At 70.2% G+C, this 14,981-nt stretch carries 15 protein-coding genes and 4 tRNA genes; 15 read left to right on the top strand and 4 right to left on the bottom strand.

What is annotated here, in order from left to right:
• The first annotated feature begins 77 nt into the window (after window positions 1–77).
• Genes ACO0E1_RS11160 through ACO0E1_RS11145 form a run of 4 tightly spaced genes read left to right on the top strand, consistent with a single transcriptional unit; the run spans window position 78 to window position 4,592 of the window.
• The gene (locus ACO0E1_RS11160; protein WP_422874243.1) at window positions 78–869 is read left to right on the top strand and encodes a demethylmenaquinone methyltransferase; all 792 of its coding nucleotides are present in this window, start codon (window positions 78–80) and stop codon (window positions 867–869) included.
• 44 nt (window positions 870–913) lie between these two features.
• Window positions 914–1,990: a polyprenyl synthetase family protein gene (locus tag ACO0E1_RS11155; RefSeq protein ID WP_422874242.1), complete on the top strand. Its 1,077-nt coding sequence runs from the start codon at window positions 914–916 to the stop codon at window positions 1,988–1,990.
• A 57-nt stretch (window positions 1,991–2,047) separates the two neighbouring features.
• Window positions 2,048–3,430, top strand: a complete 1,383-nt coding sequence (locus ACO0E1_RS11150) for an FAD-dependent oxidoreductase (RefSeq protein WP_422874241.1) — start codon at window positions 2,048–2,050, stop codon at window positions 3,428–3,430.
• Window positions 3,431–3,434: 4 nt separating this feature from the next.
• A complete protein-coding gene (locus ACO0E1_RS11145; protein ID WP_422874240.1) occupies window positions 3,435–4,592 on the top strand; it encodes a heparan-alpha-glucosaminide N-acetyltransferase domain-containing protein in 1,158 nt (385 codons plus the stop codon).
• A 40-nt stretch (window positions 4,593–4,632) separates the two neighbouring features.
• Here ACO0E1_RS11145 and cls read toward each other — a convergent pair whose 3' ends face one another.
• Together cls and ACO0E1_RS11135 are read right to left on the bottom strand one after the other, a co-directional pair.
• Complete coding sequence (cls, locus tag ACO0E1_RS11140; RefSeq protein WP_422874239.1) at window positions 4,633–6,093, bottom strand: cardiolipin synthase; 1,461 nt, start codon at window positions 6,091–6,093, stop codon at window positions 4,633–4,635.
• Window positions 6,094–6,130: 37 nt separating this feature from the next.
• Window positions 6,131–6,619 carry a YajQ family cyclic di-GMP-binding protein gene (locus ACO0E1_RS11135; protein ID WP_281265137.1) on the bottom strand — a complete coding sequence of 163 codons (489 nt, stop codon included), beginning with the start codon at window positions 6,617–6,619 and terminating at the stop codon, window positions 6,131–6,133.
• 124 nt (window positions 6,620–6,743) lie between these two features.
• On the opposite strand from ACO0E1_RS11135, the gene ACO0E1_RS11130 reads away from it, so the two are divergent.
• The 5 genes from ACO0E1_RS11130 to ACO0E1_RS11110 all read left to right on the top strand — a co-directional run bounded on the left by ACO0E1_RS11130 (window position 6,744) and on the right by ACO0E1_RS11110 (window position 9,291).
• A tRNA-Tyr gene (locus ACO0E1_RS11130) sits at window positions 6,744–6,825 on the top strand.
• Between the two features lie 74 nt (window positions 6,826–6,899).
• On the top strand, window positions 6,900–7,721 hold the full coding sequence (locus tag ACO0E1_RS11125) for an inositol monophosphatase family protein (RefSeq protein ID WP_422874238.1): 822 nt from the start codon (window positions 6,900–6,902) through the stop codon (window positions 7,719–7,721).
• A gap of 138 nt (window positions 7,722–7,859) precedes the next feature.
• On the top strand, window positions 7,860–9,023 hold the full coding sequence (locus tag ACO0E1_RS11120) for a peptidoglycan DD-metalloendopeptidase family protein (RefSeq protein ID WP_422874237.1): 1,164 nt from the start codon (window positions 7,860–7,862) through the stop codon (window positions 9,021–9,023).
• Window positions 9,024–9,113: 90 nt separating this feature from the next.
• Window positions 9,114–9,185: transfer RNA gene (locus ACO0E1_RS11115), tRNA-Thr, on the top strand.
• Between the two features lie 32 nt (window positions 9,186–9,217).
• Window positions 9,218–9,291: transfer RNA gene (locus ACO0E1_RS11110), tRNA-Met, on the top strand.
• Between the two features lie 225 nt (window positions 9,292–9,516).
• On the opposite strand, the gene ACO0E1_RS11105 is transcribed toward ACO0E1_RS11110, so the two are convergent.
• Window positions 9,517–9,906 (bottom strand): hypothetical protein, encoded by a 390-nt coding sequence (locus ACO0E1_RS11105; protein ID WP_422874236.1) that lies wholly within the window; start codon window positions 9,904–9,906, stop codon window positions 9,517–9,519.
• A 108-nt stretch (window positions 9,907–10,014) separates the two neighbouring features.
• On the opposite strand from ACO0E1_RS11105, the gene ACO0E1_RS11100 reads away from it, so the two are divergent.
• The 3 genes from ACO0E1_RS11100 to ACO0E1_RS11090 are packed head-to-tail and all read left to right on the top strand — an operon-like array spanning window position 10,015 to window position 11,914.
• Window positions 10,015–10,464 (top strand): FAS1-like dehydratase domain-containing protein, encoded by a 450-nt coding sequence (locus tag ACO0E1_RS11100; RefSeq protein ID WP_422874235.1) that lies wholly within the window; start codon window positions 10,015–10,017, stop codon window positions 10,462–10,464.
• Complete coding sequence (locus ACO0E1_RS11095; RefSeq protein WP_422874234.1) at window positions 10,461–10,883, top strand: MaoC/PaaZ C-terminal domain-containing protein; 423 nt, start codon at window positions 10,461–10,463, stop codon at window positions 10,881–10,883. The genes ACO0E1_RS11100 and ACO0E1_RS11095 overlap by 4 nt, the downstream gene beginning before the upstream one ends.
• On the top strand, window positions 10,880–11,914 hold the full coding sequence (locus ACO0E1_RS11090; RefSeq protein ID WP_422874400.1) for a UDP-N-acetylmuramate dehydrogenase: 1,035 nt from the start codon (window positions 10,880–10,882) through the stop codon (window positions 11,912–11,914). The genes ACO0E1_RS11095 and ACO0E1_RS11090 overlap by 4 nt, the downstream gene beginning before the upstream one ends.
• Before the next feature lie 103 nt (window positions 11,915–12,017).
• Here ACO0E1_RS11090 and ACO0E1_RS11085 read toward each other — a convergent pair whose 3' ends face one another.
• On the bottom strand, window positions 12,018–13,250 hold the full coding sequence (locus ACO0E1_RS11085; RefSeq protein WP_422874233.1) for a pyridoxal phosphate-dependent aminotransferase: 1,233 nt from the start codon (window positions 13,248–13,250) through the stop codon (window positions 12,018–12,020).
• Window positions 13,251–13,388: 138 nt separating this feature from the next.
• On the opposite strand from ACO0E1_RS11085, the gene ACO0E1_RS11080 reads away from it, so the two are divergent.
• The 3 genes from ACO0E1_RS11080 (at window position 13,389) to nusG (ending at window position 14,928) form a co-directional block, all read left to right on the top strand.
• A tRNA-Trp gene (locus ACO0E1_RS11080) sits at window positions 13,389–13,461 on the top strand.
• 35 nt (window positions 13,462–13,496) lie between these two features.
• Window positions 13,497–13,760: a preprotein translocase subunit SecE gene (gene secE, locus ACO0E1_RS11075; protein WP_402729718.1), complete on the top strand. Its 264-nt coding sequence runs from the start codon at window positions 13,497–13,499 to the stop codon at window positions 13,758–13,760.
• Between the two features lie 160 nt (window positions 13,761–13,920).
• Window positions 13,921–14,928, top strand: a complete 1,008-nt coding sequence (gene nusG / locus ACO0E1_RS11070; RefSeq protein ID WP_422874232.1) for a transcription termination/antitermination protein NusG — start codon at window positions 13,921–13,923, stop codon at window positions 14,926–14,928.
• Window positions 14,929–14,981: the final 53 nt, after the last annotated feature.

The raw sequence follows: 14,981 nt of genomic DNA, 5'->3' as shown, positions 1-14,981 counted from the left end.
AGCGCCGCGCCGCGTGCAGCGGGACGCCGCGCCGCGTGTCCCGGGAACGCACGGGACGGACCTCTAGGATTGGTCGGGTGAGTAGAGCGGACATGCACAAGCGGCCGGACGAGGTGGCGGCCATGTTCGACGACGTCGCGGAGAAGTACGACCTCACCAACGACATCCTCTCCGCCGGCAACGCCCCGCTCTGGCGAGTGGCGACCGTGCGCGCCGTCGACCCCCAGCCCGGTGAGCGCGTGCTCGACATCGCCGCCGGGACGGGCACGAGCGCTGCGGCGTTCGCCAAGAAGGGCGCGGACGTCACGGCGCTCGACCTCTCCGCCGGCATGATCACCGTCGGTCGTGAGCGCCACCCCGAGATCACCTTCGTCGAGGGCGACGCGGAGCACCTGCCGTTCGACGACGACACGTTCGACGCCGTCACGATCTCGTTCGGCCTGCGCAACGTGAACGACCCGATGCAGGCGCTCACCGAGATGCTCCGGGTCCTGAAGCCCGGCGGCCGCGTCGTCATCTGCGAGTTCTCCACGCCGCCGCTCGCCGCCCTGCGGTTCGGGTACGGCACCTACCTCAAGCGCGTCCTGCCCGGTATCGCGAAGCTCTCGAGCAGCAATCCGGCGGCCTACAAGTACCTCGCCGAGTCGATCGAGGCGTGGCCGGACCAGCAGGTCCTCAGCCAGTGGCTCCGTGGTGTCGGCTTCACGATGGTGGCCCACCGCAACCTCACGGCCGGTATCGTCGCACTGCACCGCGGTCGCAAGCCCGTCGCGGGGACGGTCCGAGAATCCGTCGCGCGGCGTGCGAAGGCCCGTCGTGAGCACCAGGCGACCGGCGAGCAGCCGAGCGTCGAGCCGACCGACAGCTGACCGGCCCCCACCCCGACGGACTTCCCCGAAACACGGAGCAGCACTTGAACCCGAGCGTCCCGGTCGCACGCCGCGCACCGAGTCTCCGAGCGTCGCTCGGCATCGGCGAGCGGATGTTCGCCAGTCCGGCGGAGCGTCGGTTCATCACCGCGGTCGACGACGGACTCGAACTCGTCGAGCAGGGCCTCGAGGACGCCATGCGCTCCGCCGACACCCTCGCCGACACGACGAGCCGCTACCTGCTCTCGGCCGGGGGCAAGCGGATCCGGCCGACGCTGACGCTGCTCATCGCGCAGCTCGGCAACGGCGTCACCGACCACGTCGTGAAGGCGGCGGTGAGCGTCGAGACGACCCACCTCGCTTCGCTGTACCACGACGACGTCATGGACGAGGCACCCGTGCGCCGCGGGGTCCCGGCCGCCCACGTCACCTACGGCAACAACGTCGCGATCCTCACCGGTGACCTGCTCTTCGCCCGTGCCAGCCTCATCACGGCGGACCTCGGGCCCGAGGGCATCCGGATGCAGGCGGAGACGTTCCAGCGCCTGTGCATGGGGCAGCTCCACGAGACCACCGGCCCCCAGCCGGACGACGACCCGCTCGAGCACTACATCCAGGTCCTCAGCGACAAGACCGGCTCCCTCATCGCGACCGCCGCCCGCGCCGGCGTGCTGTTCTCCGGTGCGGACCGTGCCTACCTCGACGCCGTCGGGACGTTCGGCGAGAAGGTCGGCGTCGCGTTCCAGCTCGTGGACGACGTCATCGACCTCGCCCCGGCGAAGGACAAGACCGGCAAGATCGCCGGCAACGACCTGCGCGCTGGCGTCGAGACGCTGCCCCTGCTGCAGCTCCGCCGCCGTGCCGCCTCCGATCCGGGCGCGGCCGAGCTCGTCGAGCGGATCGAGCGCGACGTCACCGGTGCGCCGGACGACGCGGTCACCACGGACGCGTACCTGTCGGCCGTCGCAGCACTCCGCGATCACGAGGCGACCGCGGCGACCCGTGCGCTCGCCGGCCAGTGGGCGGACGAAGCCGTGGTTGCCCTCGCACCCCTGCCGGACGGCGTCGTGAAGCGCGCCCTCACCCGGTTCGCCGAGTCCGTCGTGGACCGCACGCACTAGCTGCGGCGACCACACGCCACCGGGAGCACCCCACCCGAACGAAACTGGAGACGATCAGTGCCCACCCTCCGCCTCGCCATCGTCGGCGCCGGCCCCGCCGGCATCTACGCCGCGGACATCCTCCTGCGGGAAGCGCACGCGTACGACGTGTCGATCGACCTCTTCGAGCAGCTGCCGGCACCGTACGGTCTGGTCCGCTACGGCGTCGCACCGGACCACCCGCGCATCAAGGGCATCGTGAACGCCCTCCGCGACGTGCTCGACCGCGGCGACATCCGCATCTTCGGCAACGTCCGCTTCGGCGAGGACATCACCCTCGACGACCTCAAGAAGCACTACAACGCGGTCGTGTTCTCGACCGGTGCCATCAAGGACGCCGACCTCGACATCCCCGGTGTCGACCTCGAGGGCTCGTACGGCGCCGCCGACTTCGTCAGCTGGTTCGACGGGCACCCCGACGTGCCGCGCACCTGGCCGCTCACCGCGGAGAGCGTCGCGGTCATCGGCAACGGCAACGTCGCCCTCGACGTGTCGCGCATCCTCGCCAAGCACGCCGACGACCTGCTGCCGACCGAGATCCCGGACAACGTCTACGAGGGACTCAAGGCGTCGCCCGTCACCGACGTGCACGTCTTCGGCCGCCGTGGCCCCGCGCAGGTGAAGTTCACCCCGCTCGAACTCCGCGAGCTCGGCGAGGTCCCCGACGTCGACATGGTCGTGTACGACGAGGACTTCGACCACGACGAGGCATCGCTCACGGCGATCCAGACGAACAAGCAGGTCATGGTCATCAACCGTGTCCTCGAGCAGTGGCGGAAGCGCGAGCCCGGCACCGCCAGTCGTCGGCTCCACCTGCACTTCTACGCGAAGCCGCTCGAGTTCGTCGGCGAGGACGGCAAGCTGACCGCGATCCGGTACGAGCGCACCCGGCCGAACGGGCAGGGCGGCGTCGAGGGCACCGGCGAGATCCGCGAGATCCCGATCCAGGCGGCCTACCGCGCGGTCGGGTACTTCGGGTCCGAGCTCCCCGGTGTGCCGTTCGACGAGCGACACGGCGTCATCCCGAACCACGAGGGCAAGGTCCTCGACGACGACAACCGCCAGATCCCCGGCGTCTACGCGACCGGTTGGATCAAGCGCGGACCCGTCGGGCTCATCGGCCACACGAAGTCGGACGCGATGGAGACCGTGCAGCACATCGTGGGGGACCAGGCGAGCTGGTGGACCCCCGAAGACCCGTCCCCCGAGGCGATCCCGGCGCTGCTGCGCGAGCGCGGCGTGGAGTTCACGGACCTCGAGGGGTGGCACCGGTTGGATGCGCACGAGATCGCGCTCGGCGAGCCGCACGGCCGTGCGCGCGTCAAGGTCGTCCCGCGCGACGAGATGATCGACGCGTCGCTCGGTCGCACGACCGCCGGGCAGACCGCCGACCGGAGCTGATCCGATGACCACCGTGCGCCCCGCCCTCGTCACCGAGGTGCGGGGCGCACGCTTGTACGGGGTGGACGTCGCCCGTGCCGTCGCACTCCTCGGCATGGTGGCCGCGCACGTCGGAGGCGTCGCCGAGCAGCTCGACTGGTCGGACCCCTCCACCTGGTCGGCCGTGGTGAACGGGCGGTCGTCGACGCTGTTCGCGGTGCTCGCCGGCGTCTCGGTGGGCCTGGTGAGCGGCCGGACCGACCCGCCGGGTCAGCCCGAGATCGGGCGGGTGCGCGCACGTCTGGCGATCCGGGCCGTCGTCATCGTCGTCATCGGCCTGCTGTTGATGGCGCTGAACACGCCCGTCTACGTCATCCTGCCGACCTACGGCGTGCTGTTCCTGCTGGTGCTCCCGGCACTGCGCTGGCCCCGGTGGGCGCTCCTCACCGCCGCCGGTGTCTGTGCGCTGCTGTCTGCGCCGATCGCGATCGCGATCGTCCCGGCCTACGCGGACGCGAGCACCTTCACCCTGCAGCTCGGCTTGGTCTACCCGGTGATCACCTTCCTGACGTACGTGCTGGTCGGGCTCGCGGTCGCGCGATCCGGTTTGGGCCCACGCCGCCGGTTCCCGGACGACGCGCCAGCGGCGTCCGGGCCGTGCCGGTGGGGAGAGGCTCGGAGCACGCAGGTCACGCTGCTCGCGTCCGGCGCACTGGTCGCCACCACGGCGTACGTCGTCGGGGCAGTGACGGCGCCGGTTCCGGGGAACGCGGGCGACGCGTTCCCCGGGGTCCCGTTCGTGCCGCAGGGCGCGACCGCGGGGCAGGCCTTCGCGCAGGTGTTCCTGTCCCCACGGGACCACTCGTCGTCGATCGTCGACGTCGTCGGGACCGCCGGCGTCGCCGTTGCGGTCATCGGGCTCTGCACGCTCCTGTTCGACGGACGCGGCGCCGTGGCCCGCCGGATCGCATCCCCGCTCGCCGCGATCGGGTCGATGCCGCTGACGATCTACGCGCTGCACCTCGTCGTCATCGCGGTGCTGCCGCCGCTCCCGCAGGAGCCGGCCACGTGGTGGTGGTTCGCGATCGGTGCCGCCCTGTTCGCCGTGCTGTGGAGCCGGTTCCTGGGGCGTGGGCCGGCCGAGCGTCTGGTCGCACGGATCGCGTCGGTGGTCCCGCGCTGACCGAGCCGGCGCGCCGGACGCGCGCTGAGCCTCCCGGCCGCTACTGCAGGGCTGCCGTGAGCCGCGCGATGTTGTCGAGCACCTGCGATCGACGCGTGCGACCGACCCACGCGTCGAGGTCGAGCGGCATGCTGTCCCTCCGGTAGGCGTCCTGCACGCCGCGGAGCGCGTCGACGAACCGTTGCCCGCGGACCATCACCGAGATCTCGAGGTTCAGGCTGAACGACCGCATGTCCATGTTGCTCGACCCGATCACGGCGACGTCGTCGTCGATCGTGAAGTGCTTCGCGTGCAGGATCGTCGGCGAGCGGTACAGCCAGATCTTCACGCCGGCGCGGAGGAGACCCTCGTAGTAGGAGCGTTGCGCGTGCCAGGTCATCGCGTGGTCGCCGATCTCCCCGACGAACAGCTCGACCTCGACCCCGCGCTGCGCCGTCGTCGTGATGGCGTACAGCATCGAGTCGTCGGGGACGAAGTACGGCGAGGTGATCGACACCTTCTTCTGCGCCGAGTACAGCAGCGCGTTGAAGAGGCGGAGGTTGTTCTCACCGTCGAACCCGGGGCCGGACGGCACGACCTGGCAGTCGAGCGCGTCGCCCCGGTCGGCTCGCTGCACCGGGTCGCTCTCGCGGAGCAGGAGCTCGTCGGTCTCGCTGTACCAGTCGGTCACGAACAGGGCGTTGATGCCGGCGACGACGGGACCCTCGAAACGGGCGAAGAGGTCCTTGTACGCGAGCCCCTTCTCGATGTGCGCCTTGAGGTCGTAGGACTTGTCGATGAGGTTCTGCGACCCCGTGAACGCCACCGAGCCGTCGATGACCATGATCTTCCGGTGGTTCCGCAGGTCAGGGCGCTGGAACTTCCCCTTGAACGGCTGCAGCGGGAGCATCAGGTGCCACTCGATGTCCGCGCGGTCGAGGAAGGCCAGCGTGTCCTTGTACCCGGGGTAGCCGCGGCTCGCCCAGTGGTCCATGAGGAACCGGACCCGCACACCGCGCGCCTGCGCCCGAGCGAGTGCTTCGAAGAACTCCCGCGTCGTGTCGTCGAGCGTGGCGATGTAGAACTCGACGTGCACGAACCGCCGTGCATCGTCGATGGCGCGGGCCATCTCGGCGATCGACTCGTCGTAGTCCGGGTAGAGCTCCGCCGAGTTGCCGCCCACCAGCGGCATCGCGCCGAGCTTGCGGTTCAGCTCCGTGATGCTCTCGAACCACGGCGGCCACGGGTGGTCCCGACGGACGCGTTCGATGCCCTCGGTCTGCTCGAGGATGTACGCGTTGATCTCGGTCTGCTTCTCACGCCTGGCCTTCGGCAGCTTCGTCGACCCGATCACCAGGAAGACGATGAAGCCGATGTAGGGGATCAGGAAGATCGCGAGCAACCACCCCGTCGCCGTCTGCGGCTTCCGGTTGATCGGGACGTAGATGAGCGAGAAGGCACGGATCGCCAGGTCCAGCAGGACCAGGAGAACGGTCAGGGTGACGGAGAGCCAGTGCTCCACGGGGGCGTCGAGTCGTCTTTCGCGGGCGCGCGGGGCGTCAGCGGAAGTTGATGAACTGCAGGGGCACGTCGAACTCTTCACCCTTGAGGAGCTGGATCGTGTTCTGGAGGTCGTCGCGGCTCTTCGAGGAGACCCGGAGCTCGTCGCCCTGGATCTGGCTCTTCACGCTCTTCGCCGCGTTCGCCCGGAGGAACGCGCCGATCTTCTTCGCGACGTCCTGCTCGATGCCGTTCTTGAACTTCACCTCGATGCGGAACTCCTTGCCCGACGGGTACGGCTCACCGGCGTCGAGGCTCTTGAGGCTGATGCCGCGCTTGATCGCCTTGGACTCGAACACGTCGAGGACCGCGGTCGCCCGCTCGGAGGTGTTCGCCTTGATGAGGACGTCCTCACCGCTGAACGCGATCGACGCGCCGACGCCCTTGAAGTCGTAGCGCTGTTCGATCTCCTTGGCGGCCTGGTTGAGGGCGTTGTCCGCCTCCATCTTGTCGACCTTGCTGACCACGTCGAAGGAGCTGTCTGCCATGCCCGACAGCCTAACGGGGAGCGCCGACCTCGGTCCGCGCCACGGTGGTCACGACCATCGTCGGCCATCCGGTATGCTGTTCTGGCGCCTCCGGTTGGTGACTACACGGGCTGGGTGCGCACATGGCGAGTTACCCAAGCGGCCAAAGGGATCTGACTGTAAATCAGCCGGCGTAGCCTTCGGGGGTTCGAATCCCTCACTCGCCACACGACCAGAAGCCCCGTCCACAGGACGGGGCTTTCGTCGTCTCGGCCACCGTGTTGCTGCAAGGATCGATCGCATGAGCGCAGACCCGACCCCGACCGAGCTCGCCGACCTGGCCGAGTCCATCGCGACCGAAGCCGCCGAGCTCGCCGCCCGCCGTCGTGCGGAAGGAGTCGAGGTCGCCGACCGGAAGTCGAGCATCGTCGACGTCGTCACGGCCGCCGATCGAGAGGTCGAGGCACTCGTGCACGACCGCATCCGTGCGGCCCGCCCGGACGACGGGTTCTTCGGCGAGGAGACCGGCGGGGCCGACGGCACCTCGGGCATCACGTGGGTGGTGGATCCGATCGATGGCACCGTCAACTACCTCTACGGCAGCCCGCAGTACGCCGTCAGCATCGGTGTCGTCCGCGGCGACGCGGACCCCGCAGCCTGGGAACCGATCGCCGGTGTGGTCATCGCCCCGGCGACGGGTGACGTGTTCCGCGCGGTCGCCGGCGAACCCGCCACTCGCAACGGCGCCGTGATCACGGTGGGGGAGCCCGCCTCCCTCGGGGAGACGCTCGTCGCGACGGGCTTCGGGTACACCGCCGACCGCCGTCGGCAGCAGGTCGCGGTGCTCACCGGGCTGCTCGGCGAGGTCCGCGACATCCGTCGTGGCGGGTCCGCCGCACTCGACTGCTGCTCGGTCGCCGCCGGGGTCGTCGACGCGTACTACGAACGCGGGATCAACCCGTGGGACATGGCCGGCGGATCGATCGTGGCCGCCTCCGCCGGGGCGGTCGTCACCTCGTGGGAAGCCGGCGGAACGCGCTCGTTCCTCTTCGCCGCACCCTCGATCGCCGCCGAGCTCGAGACCCTGGTGCGCCGGGTCGAAGCCGAGGTCCTCGCGTCCTGACCCCACCTCTGGGGCCGCTGTGTGGTCATGACCACGACTGGCGGCACGCTACGACCCCTGGTACCGTCGCTGCAGTCCCGTTATCTGCTCGTTATCAACGAGCGCCGACAGCCCTGATCAGGATCCCCACCGAAACGCATGCTCGAAGCCACGCTGCAGCCCGGCGTCTCCGGACGAACCACCCCCGACGGAAGGACCCCCGACGGCGCCGTGCCCGCGGTCCACATGACCCGTCGGGCCCGCATCGAAGCGGAGCGCGCAGCAGCGAAGCACGGCGTTCAGCACGCGGACGGCACCGCATCGGCCGCGCCGGTCGACGCTGCGCCGGTCGACGCTGCTCCGGTGTCCCCGTCCGACCAGGCCGTGCCCGTCACGCCGCCGGCGCCGTCCTCGCCCGTCCTACCGGCATCCGTGATCGAGCCGGCGACCCCGCCCGCGCCGTCGTCGCCCGTCGTCGCACCCGCAGCGAGCCGCCGGGTGAGCGCGCAGGTGCCTGCCGCGCGTCGCCGGACCACCGCCCCCGCTCCCCGCGTCGACCGGGCCACGCGCCACCTCGGTGCCGGACGCCCGTCCGCGGCCGCTGCGCCGGAGCCGACGAAGCGCACGGGCGCGTCGTTCCGCAAGAACGCCTCGCGCGCGACCGCCGTCGGCGCGCTGCTGTTCGTCGCCGGGCTGGTCGTGTCGACCTCGCTGCCCGCGCAGGCCCTCTACACGCCGGAGCCCGGCTCGACGACCGTGCAGGCCGCTGTCGACGGCGACACGCAGTCGCTCCGCGTCGGGGACGCGACCGAGGGCTCGACGAACCGCGATGCCTACACGGTCTCCGACGCCACGCAGTACAAGAACGTCGACTCGTCGAGCTTCACGAACGACCCGGACGGCACCATCCAGTGGCCGTTCCTGACCGGTGTGCCGATCACCTCGGGGTTCGGCGGCCGCCAGGTCGAGGGCTGCTCGTTCTGCTCCACGAACCACCAGGGCGTCGACTTCGCCCCCGGTGCTGGAACGCCCATCCGTGTCATCGCCGCCGGAACCGTCATCAAGGTGCAGCCGAACGACGGCGGCTTCGGCAACGACGTGTGGGTCGAGCACGACGTCGACGGCAAGCAGTTCACGAGTGTCTACGGTCACATGATGGACAACTCGTTCAAGGTCGTGAAGGGGCAGCAGGTCGCGGTCGGGGACGAGCTCGGGCTCGTGGGCTCGACGGGCAACTCGACCGGCCCGCACCTGCACCTCGAGGTGCACGTCGACGGCGTCCCGGTGGACCCGCTGGCGTGGCTCCAGGCCAACGCGAACTAGCTCCAGGAGGCGGCGCGCCCGGGCGTCACGGCCGGTTCCAGACCACCGTCCGGGTTCTGCTATCCTCGTGTGGTGCCGCTCGCGGTACACGCCCCGATAGCTCAGTGGTAGAGCACTTCCATGGTAAGGAAGGGGTCGTCAGTTCAATCCTGACTCGGGGCTCCGACCCGGCGAGAAACCAGCGCCGGATCTGTGGCGGGGTAGCTCAGTTGGTTAGAGCACACGACTCATAATCGTGGGGTCGCGGGTTCAAGTCCCGCCCTCGCTACCGCAAGCCCGGCGTCCGCGCCGGGCTTTCGTCGTTTCCGGGCCCGGTGTCGCGCACGGTCTCGCCACGTGCGCTTCGTCTGGCGAGGACGGCGCCGATCGTTTTTGCACAACCGAATGCCGTCCGAACCGCGGCGATGTGCGGCGCACTTCGCTTTCGCTTGTGCGAACGACCCGGGCCGCTCGCCGGAAGCGACGGAGGGACGGCCGGCGCCGCGCCGCGGAGCTACCGGCCCGCGCGATCGGGGTCGGCGACGAGCAGCCCGGCGGACCGGAGCGTCCGCTCGAGGATCCGGACGACGTCGTGCCAGCGCTCCCGGCGTCGAGCGGCTCCGATCGACCCACCAGCGACGGCCGGCCCGTGTCCGGCGTGCCGGAGCGTCAGCAGCGACCTGCCGCCCGCCGTGGACACGATGACCTCGTACCGGCGGTACTGCTTCGCCGGGTGCACCAGTGCCCCGAGCAGCACCGTCAAGAGCCGACTGCCGGACGTCGCGGTGATCGACCCGGGTGCGGCGACGACGTCGTGGCCTTCGGACCGCAGCGCCGCGGCCGCGAGCTCCATCGCCGTGCGACGATCGCCGGTGTGCACGGCGAACTCGATCGTCGATTCCACGTGCATCCCCCTCGAACGGACCGACGCCCCCCGGCGCCGCGGGGACAAGCATAGCCGATGCATACTCATGAATCGCAAGCCCCGAGTGGCCTCGGTAGACTCCCCGTCGTGTCAGTGAACCCCGAGCTCGTCGGCAGGACGTTCCCGCCGGCCCCGAAGTACCTGGTCGGTCGAGAGAAGGTGCGCGAGTTCGCCCGCGCCACGTTCGCGACGAACCCGATCCACCACGACCCCGACGCCGCACGCGCAGCCGGCTACGACGACGTCGTCGCCCCGGCGACCTTCGCGGTCGTCGTGCAGGAGGCCACACTTGCCCAGCTCCTCGCCGAGCCTGACGCCGGCATCGACTTCTCGCGCGTGGTGCACGGCGAGCAGAAGTTCACCTACGACCGACCGATCGTCGCCGGGGACGAACTCACCGCGACGCTGACGGTCACGAGCGTGAAGACGCTCGGCGGCAACGCGATGGTCACCGCCGAGAGCACGATGGACGACGCCGCGGGGGAACACGTCGTCACGGCGACCTCCACCCTCGTGGTCCGGGGAGACGACGCATGACCGACGCAGCAACCGAGACCGCCGTGGGGACCGTCGTCGCCGAACGACAGGTGCACGTCACGCGCGACTCCCTCGTCCGGTACGCCGGCGCCTCCGGTGACTTCAACCCGATCCACTACCGCGACGACGTCGCCGCGTCCGTCGGGCTCCCCGGTGTCCTGGCGCACGGCATGCTCACGATGGGCATCGCGGTCCAGCCCGTCTCCGAGTGGCTCGGCGACCGCGGCTGGGTGTTGTCGTACGGGGTGCGCTTCACCCGGCCCGTCGTGGTCGACCCGGAGACCGGCGCGGACATCGGCATCGTCGCCAAGGTCGGCACGGTCGACGACGACGGCCGTCCGCAGCGCATCGACCTCACCGTGACCGCTGCCGAGCAGACCGTGCTCGGCAAGGCGCAGGTCACGGTGGCGTTCCGCTGACCGTGTCGCAGCAGGCGTTCGCGGAGCTGACCACCCTCCGCGTCGGCGGTCCGGCCGGGCGGCTCCTGGTCGCGGAGACGACCGACGAGCTGGTCGCGCACACCCGGGACGCCTGGGCGGACGACGAGTGGCTCGTGGTCGGCGGGGGCAGCAACCTGCTCGTCGCCGACGCCGGGTTCGACGGCACCGTCGTGCTCGTCCGCACGCGCGGCGTCGAGCACGAGTCCACGGCGGACGGCGTCACCGTCCGCGTCGCGGCCGGAGAGCCGTGGGACGCGTTCGTCGCGTCGACCGTCGACAACGGCTGGACCGGACTGGAGGCCCTGAGCGGCATCCCGGGCACCGTCGGTGCGTCCCCCGTACAGAACATCGGGGCGTACGGCGTCGAGCTCTCCGACGTGCTCACCCGCGTCGAGTTCCTCGATGCGGCAACGGGGGAGCGCACGTGGGTGCCGGCCGCCGAGCTGGCGCTCGGGTACCGCACCTCCACCCTGAAGCACGGGCGTCGCGGCGTCGTCCTCACCGTGGAGTTCGCGCTCGGCACCGACACCGAGGGCGGCGTACCGGTCCGCTACGCACAGCTCGCCGGATCGCTCGGGGTGGCCCTCGGCGACCGCGTCGACCCCGCCGTGGTGCGCTCGACCGTCCTCGGCCTGCGGGCCTCGAAGGGCATGGTCCTGGACGCCGAGGACCCGGACACCTGGAGCGCCGGGTCGTTCTTCACGAACCCGATCGTGTCGGCCGGGTTCGCGGAGTCGTTGCCGACGGACGCACCGCGCTGGCCCGCCGGCGAGGACGTCAAGCTCAGCGCCGCCTGGCTCATCGAGCACGCCGGGGTGCACCGCGGGTACGCGCTCGCCGGGTCGCACGCGGCGATCTCGTCGAAGCACACCCTCGCGCTGACGAATCGCGGCGACGCGACGGCCGCGCAGGTGGCGGAGCTCGCGCGCTACGTCCAGCTGACGGTGCTCAACCGGTTCGGTGTGTCGCTCGTGCCGGAACCCGTGGTGGTCGGCGACCTGCTCGCCTGACGCACCACGAGCCTCCCGGCTCTGCCTGTGCCGATCTGCCCCGCCAAAGCGACAGTGTCCGCCCGGAATCCGGGCGGACACTGTCGCTTTCGCGGGAGGACGGTCAGCTGAACAGCTTGGCCAGCCGCGCGACGCCCTCGGCGATGTCGTCGTCACCGAGCGCGTACGACAGGCGGAGGTAGCCGGAGGGGCCGAAGGCCTCGCCGGGGACGACCGCGACCTCGGCGTGCTCGAGGATCAGGTCGGCGAGCTCGAGCGACGTCGTCGGGGTGCTGCCGGCCCACTCGCGACCGAGGAGCGCCGTGACGTCGGGGTAGACGTAGAAGGCGCCCTTCGGGGTCGGCGTGACGAACCCGGGGATCGCGTTGAGCCCGGCGACGATGGCCTTGCGGCGGCGGTCGAACGCCTCACGCATCTCGGCGACGGGCTCCTGCGGGCCGTTCAGGGCGGCGATCGCTGCGCGCTGGGACACGTTCGACACATTGGACGACAGGTGCGACTGCAGGTTCGACGCGGCCTTCACGGCGTCCGCCGGGCCGATGAACCACCCGACGCGCCAGCCGGTCATCGCGTAGGTCTTCGCGACGCCGTTCACCAGGATCGTGGTGTCGGCGAGGGCGGGGACCTGCTGCAGGATCCCGGCGAACTCGGTGCCGTCGTAGACGAGGTCCTGGTAGATCTCGTCGCTGATCACCCAGATGCCGTGCTCGAGCGCCCACTCGCCGATCGCCCGGGTCTGCTCCGCGGAGTACACCGAGCCGGTCGGGTTCGAGGGGGAGCAGAACAGCAGCGCCTTCGTCTTCGGGGTGCGCGCTGCCTCGAGCTGCTCGACCGTGACGAGGTAGTCCTGGTCGCTGCCGGCGAAGACCTCGACGGGCTCACCGCCGGCGAGACGGATCGCCTCGGGGTAGGTGGTCCAGTACGGGGCGGGGAGCAGGACCTCGTCGCCGTCGTCGACGATCGTGGCGAACGCCTCGTAGACCGCCTGCTTGCCACCGTTCGTGACGATGACCTGCGAGGGGTCGACGGTCGCACCGGAGACGCGGGCGGTCTTCTCGGCGATCGCCTGCTTGAGCTCCGGGAGGCCCGTCGCGGGCGTGTACCGGTGGTTCTTCGGGTCCTGCGCCGCGGCGACGGCTGCGTCGACGACGTGCGCCGGCGTGGCGAAGTCGGGCTCGCCGGCCGCGAAGGAGATCACCGGGCGACCGGCGGCCTTCAGCGCCTTGGCCTTGGCATCGACCTTCAGCGTGGCGGACTCGGCGATCGCGGCGATGCGGGACGCGATGCGCGGGCGCTGGTTGGCGGTGGACTCGGGGCCGTTGGCTGCGGTGCTCACCCGCCCAGCCTATCGGCGCGGCACGCCGGAGCGGCCCTCAAGTGGACACCGTGTGACGCACTCCCGTACACTCGTCTGCGGTGGTCACCGCCTGCCTGATGGCGGACGTGTTCACCCAGGAGCCGGATCGGCCTCTGAAGGGCGGTGGCTCAATTGGTAGAGCAGCGGTCTCCAAAACCGCAGGTTGCAGGTTCGAGTCCTGTCCGCCCTGCAACTCTGGAAGGGTAGAAGTTGGCGAGCAAAGACGTGGAAGCGACGGCGGACGACGTCGTCGCCAAGGCGAAGCAGGACCGGGCCGGGCGCCGCGGGCCGTTCGCTGCGATCGCCCTGTTCATCCGCCAGGTCATCGGCGAACTCCGCAAGGTCGTCACGCCGACCCGCAAGGAGCTCTTCAGCTACACCGGTGTCGTCCTGGTCTTCGTCGTCGTGATGATGATCCTCGTGTCGGTCCTCGACTTCGTGTTCGGACTCGGTGTCGGCTACGTCTTCGGCAACGGTCCGACTGCCTGATCAGGCCGTCCACGTAGGCTCGTCCACACGAGCCGACTCCCGGGTCACCCGGTTCCCCGCCCGCGCAGATCATGCAGATCCCGCGGGCGGAGCCGAAACCAGGCACACCCAGAGACCGAACGCCAACCCGATCCGCACCACCGAACGGAAAGAACCGACAGTGTCTGACAACTCCCGCGACGACATCGACCTCGCGACCGCTGCAGAGCAGTCCTCCGAGGTGGAGGAGAACCAGGAAGGCGACGTCGAGACCGGCGAGGAGCGCTCGGCGGAGTCCGCCGAGGAGCGCGCGATCTCGGTCGAGGACGAGGACGACGAGTCCCTCGGCATCGACGAGAGCCTGACCGCGCTCGCGGAGTCGCAGGACCCCGAGGCCGACGCGATCGTCGACGACGCGCTCGAGATTGACACCGCCGACGAGGCAGAAGCCGCTGTCGAGGCCGTCGAAGACGAGGAAGAGTCCGAGATCGAGGACGAGTCCGCTGCCGAGGCGAACGCCACGATCGCCGCGGACGAAGCCGCCGACGCGCTCGAGGACGAGGAGCCCGCCGAGGTCGACCCGTACGAGGCCTTCAAGGCCGAGCTGCGGATGAAGCCGGGCAAGTGGTACGTCATCCACTCCTACGCGGGCTTCGAGCGCCGCGTGAAGTCGAACATCGAGAACCGCATGGTCTCGATGTCGATGGAGGACTACATCTACCAGGTCGAGGTCCCGATGGAGGACGTCGTCGAGATCAAGAACGGTCAGCGCAAGCTCGTCACGCGCGTCCGGATCCCGGGCTACGTGCTCGTGCGTCTCGACCTCAACGAGGACTCGTGGTCCGTCGTCCGGCACACCCCGGGTGTCACCGGCTTCGTCGGCAACGCGCACAACCCCACGCCGCTCCGCTTCGACGAGGCGTTCGGCATGCTGAAGTCCCTGGTCCAGGTCGCCGAGCCGGCACCGACCAAGGGTGGCAAGGGCAGCGGCCAGACGCAGGCCTCCCCGGCCGCAGAGGTCGACTTCGAGGTCGGCGAGACGATCACGATCAAGGAAGGTTCGTTCGCGGGCCTGCCCGGATCGATCTCCGAGATCAAGCCGGAGAGCGGCAAGCTCACCGTCCTCGTCTCGCTGTTCGAGCGCGAGACCCCGGTCGAGCTCAGCTTCGACCAGGTCACCAAGCTCTAGTCGAGTACACTTATCGAGTTTGGGCCCGAACGCCTCGTGCGTCGGGCTCGTGA

It is taken from the genome of Curtobacterium guangdongense (genome assembly GCF_049341845.1).
GTDB lineage: Bacteria > Actinomycetota > Actinomycetes > Actinomycetales > Microbacteriaceae > Curtobacterium > Curtobacterium guangdongense.
This window is presented reverse-complemented; position numbering and strand designations above follow the sequence as displayed.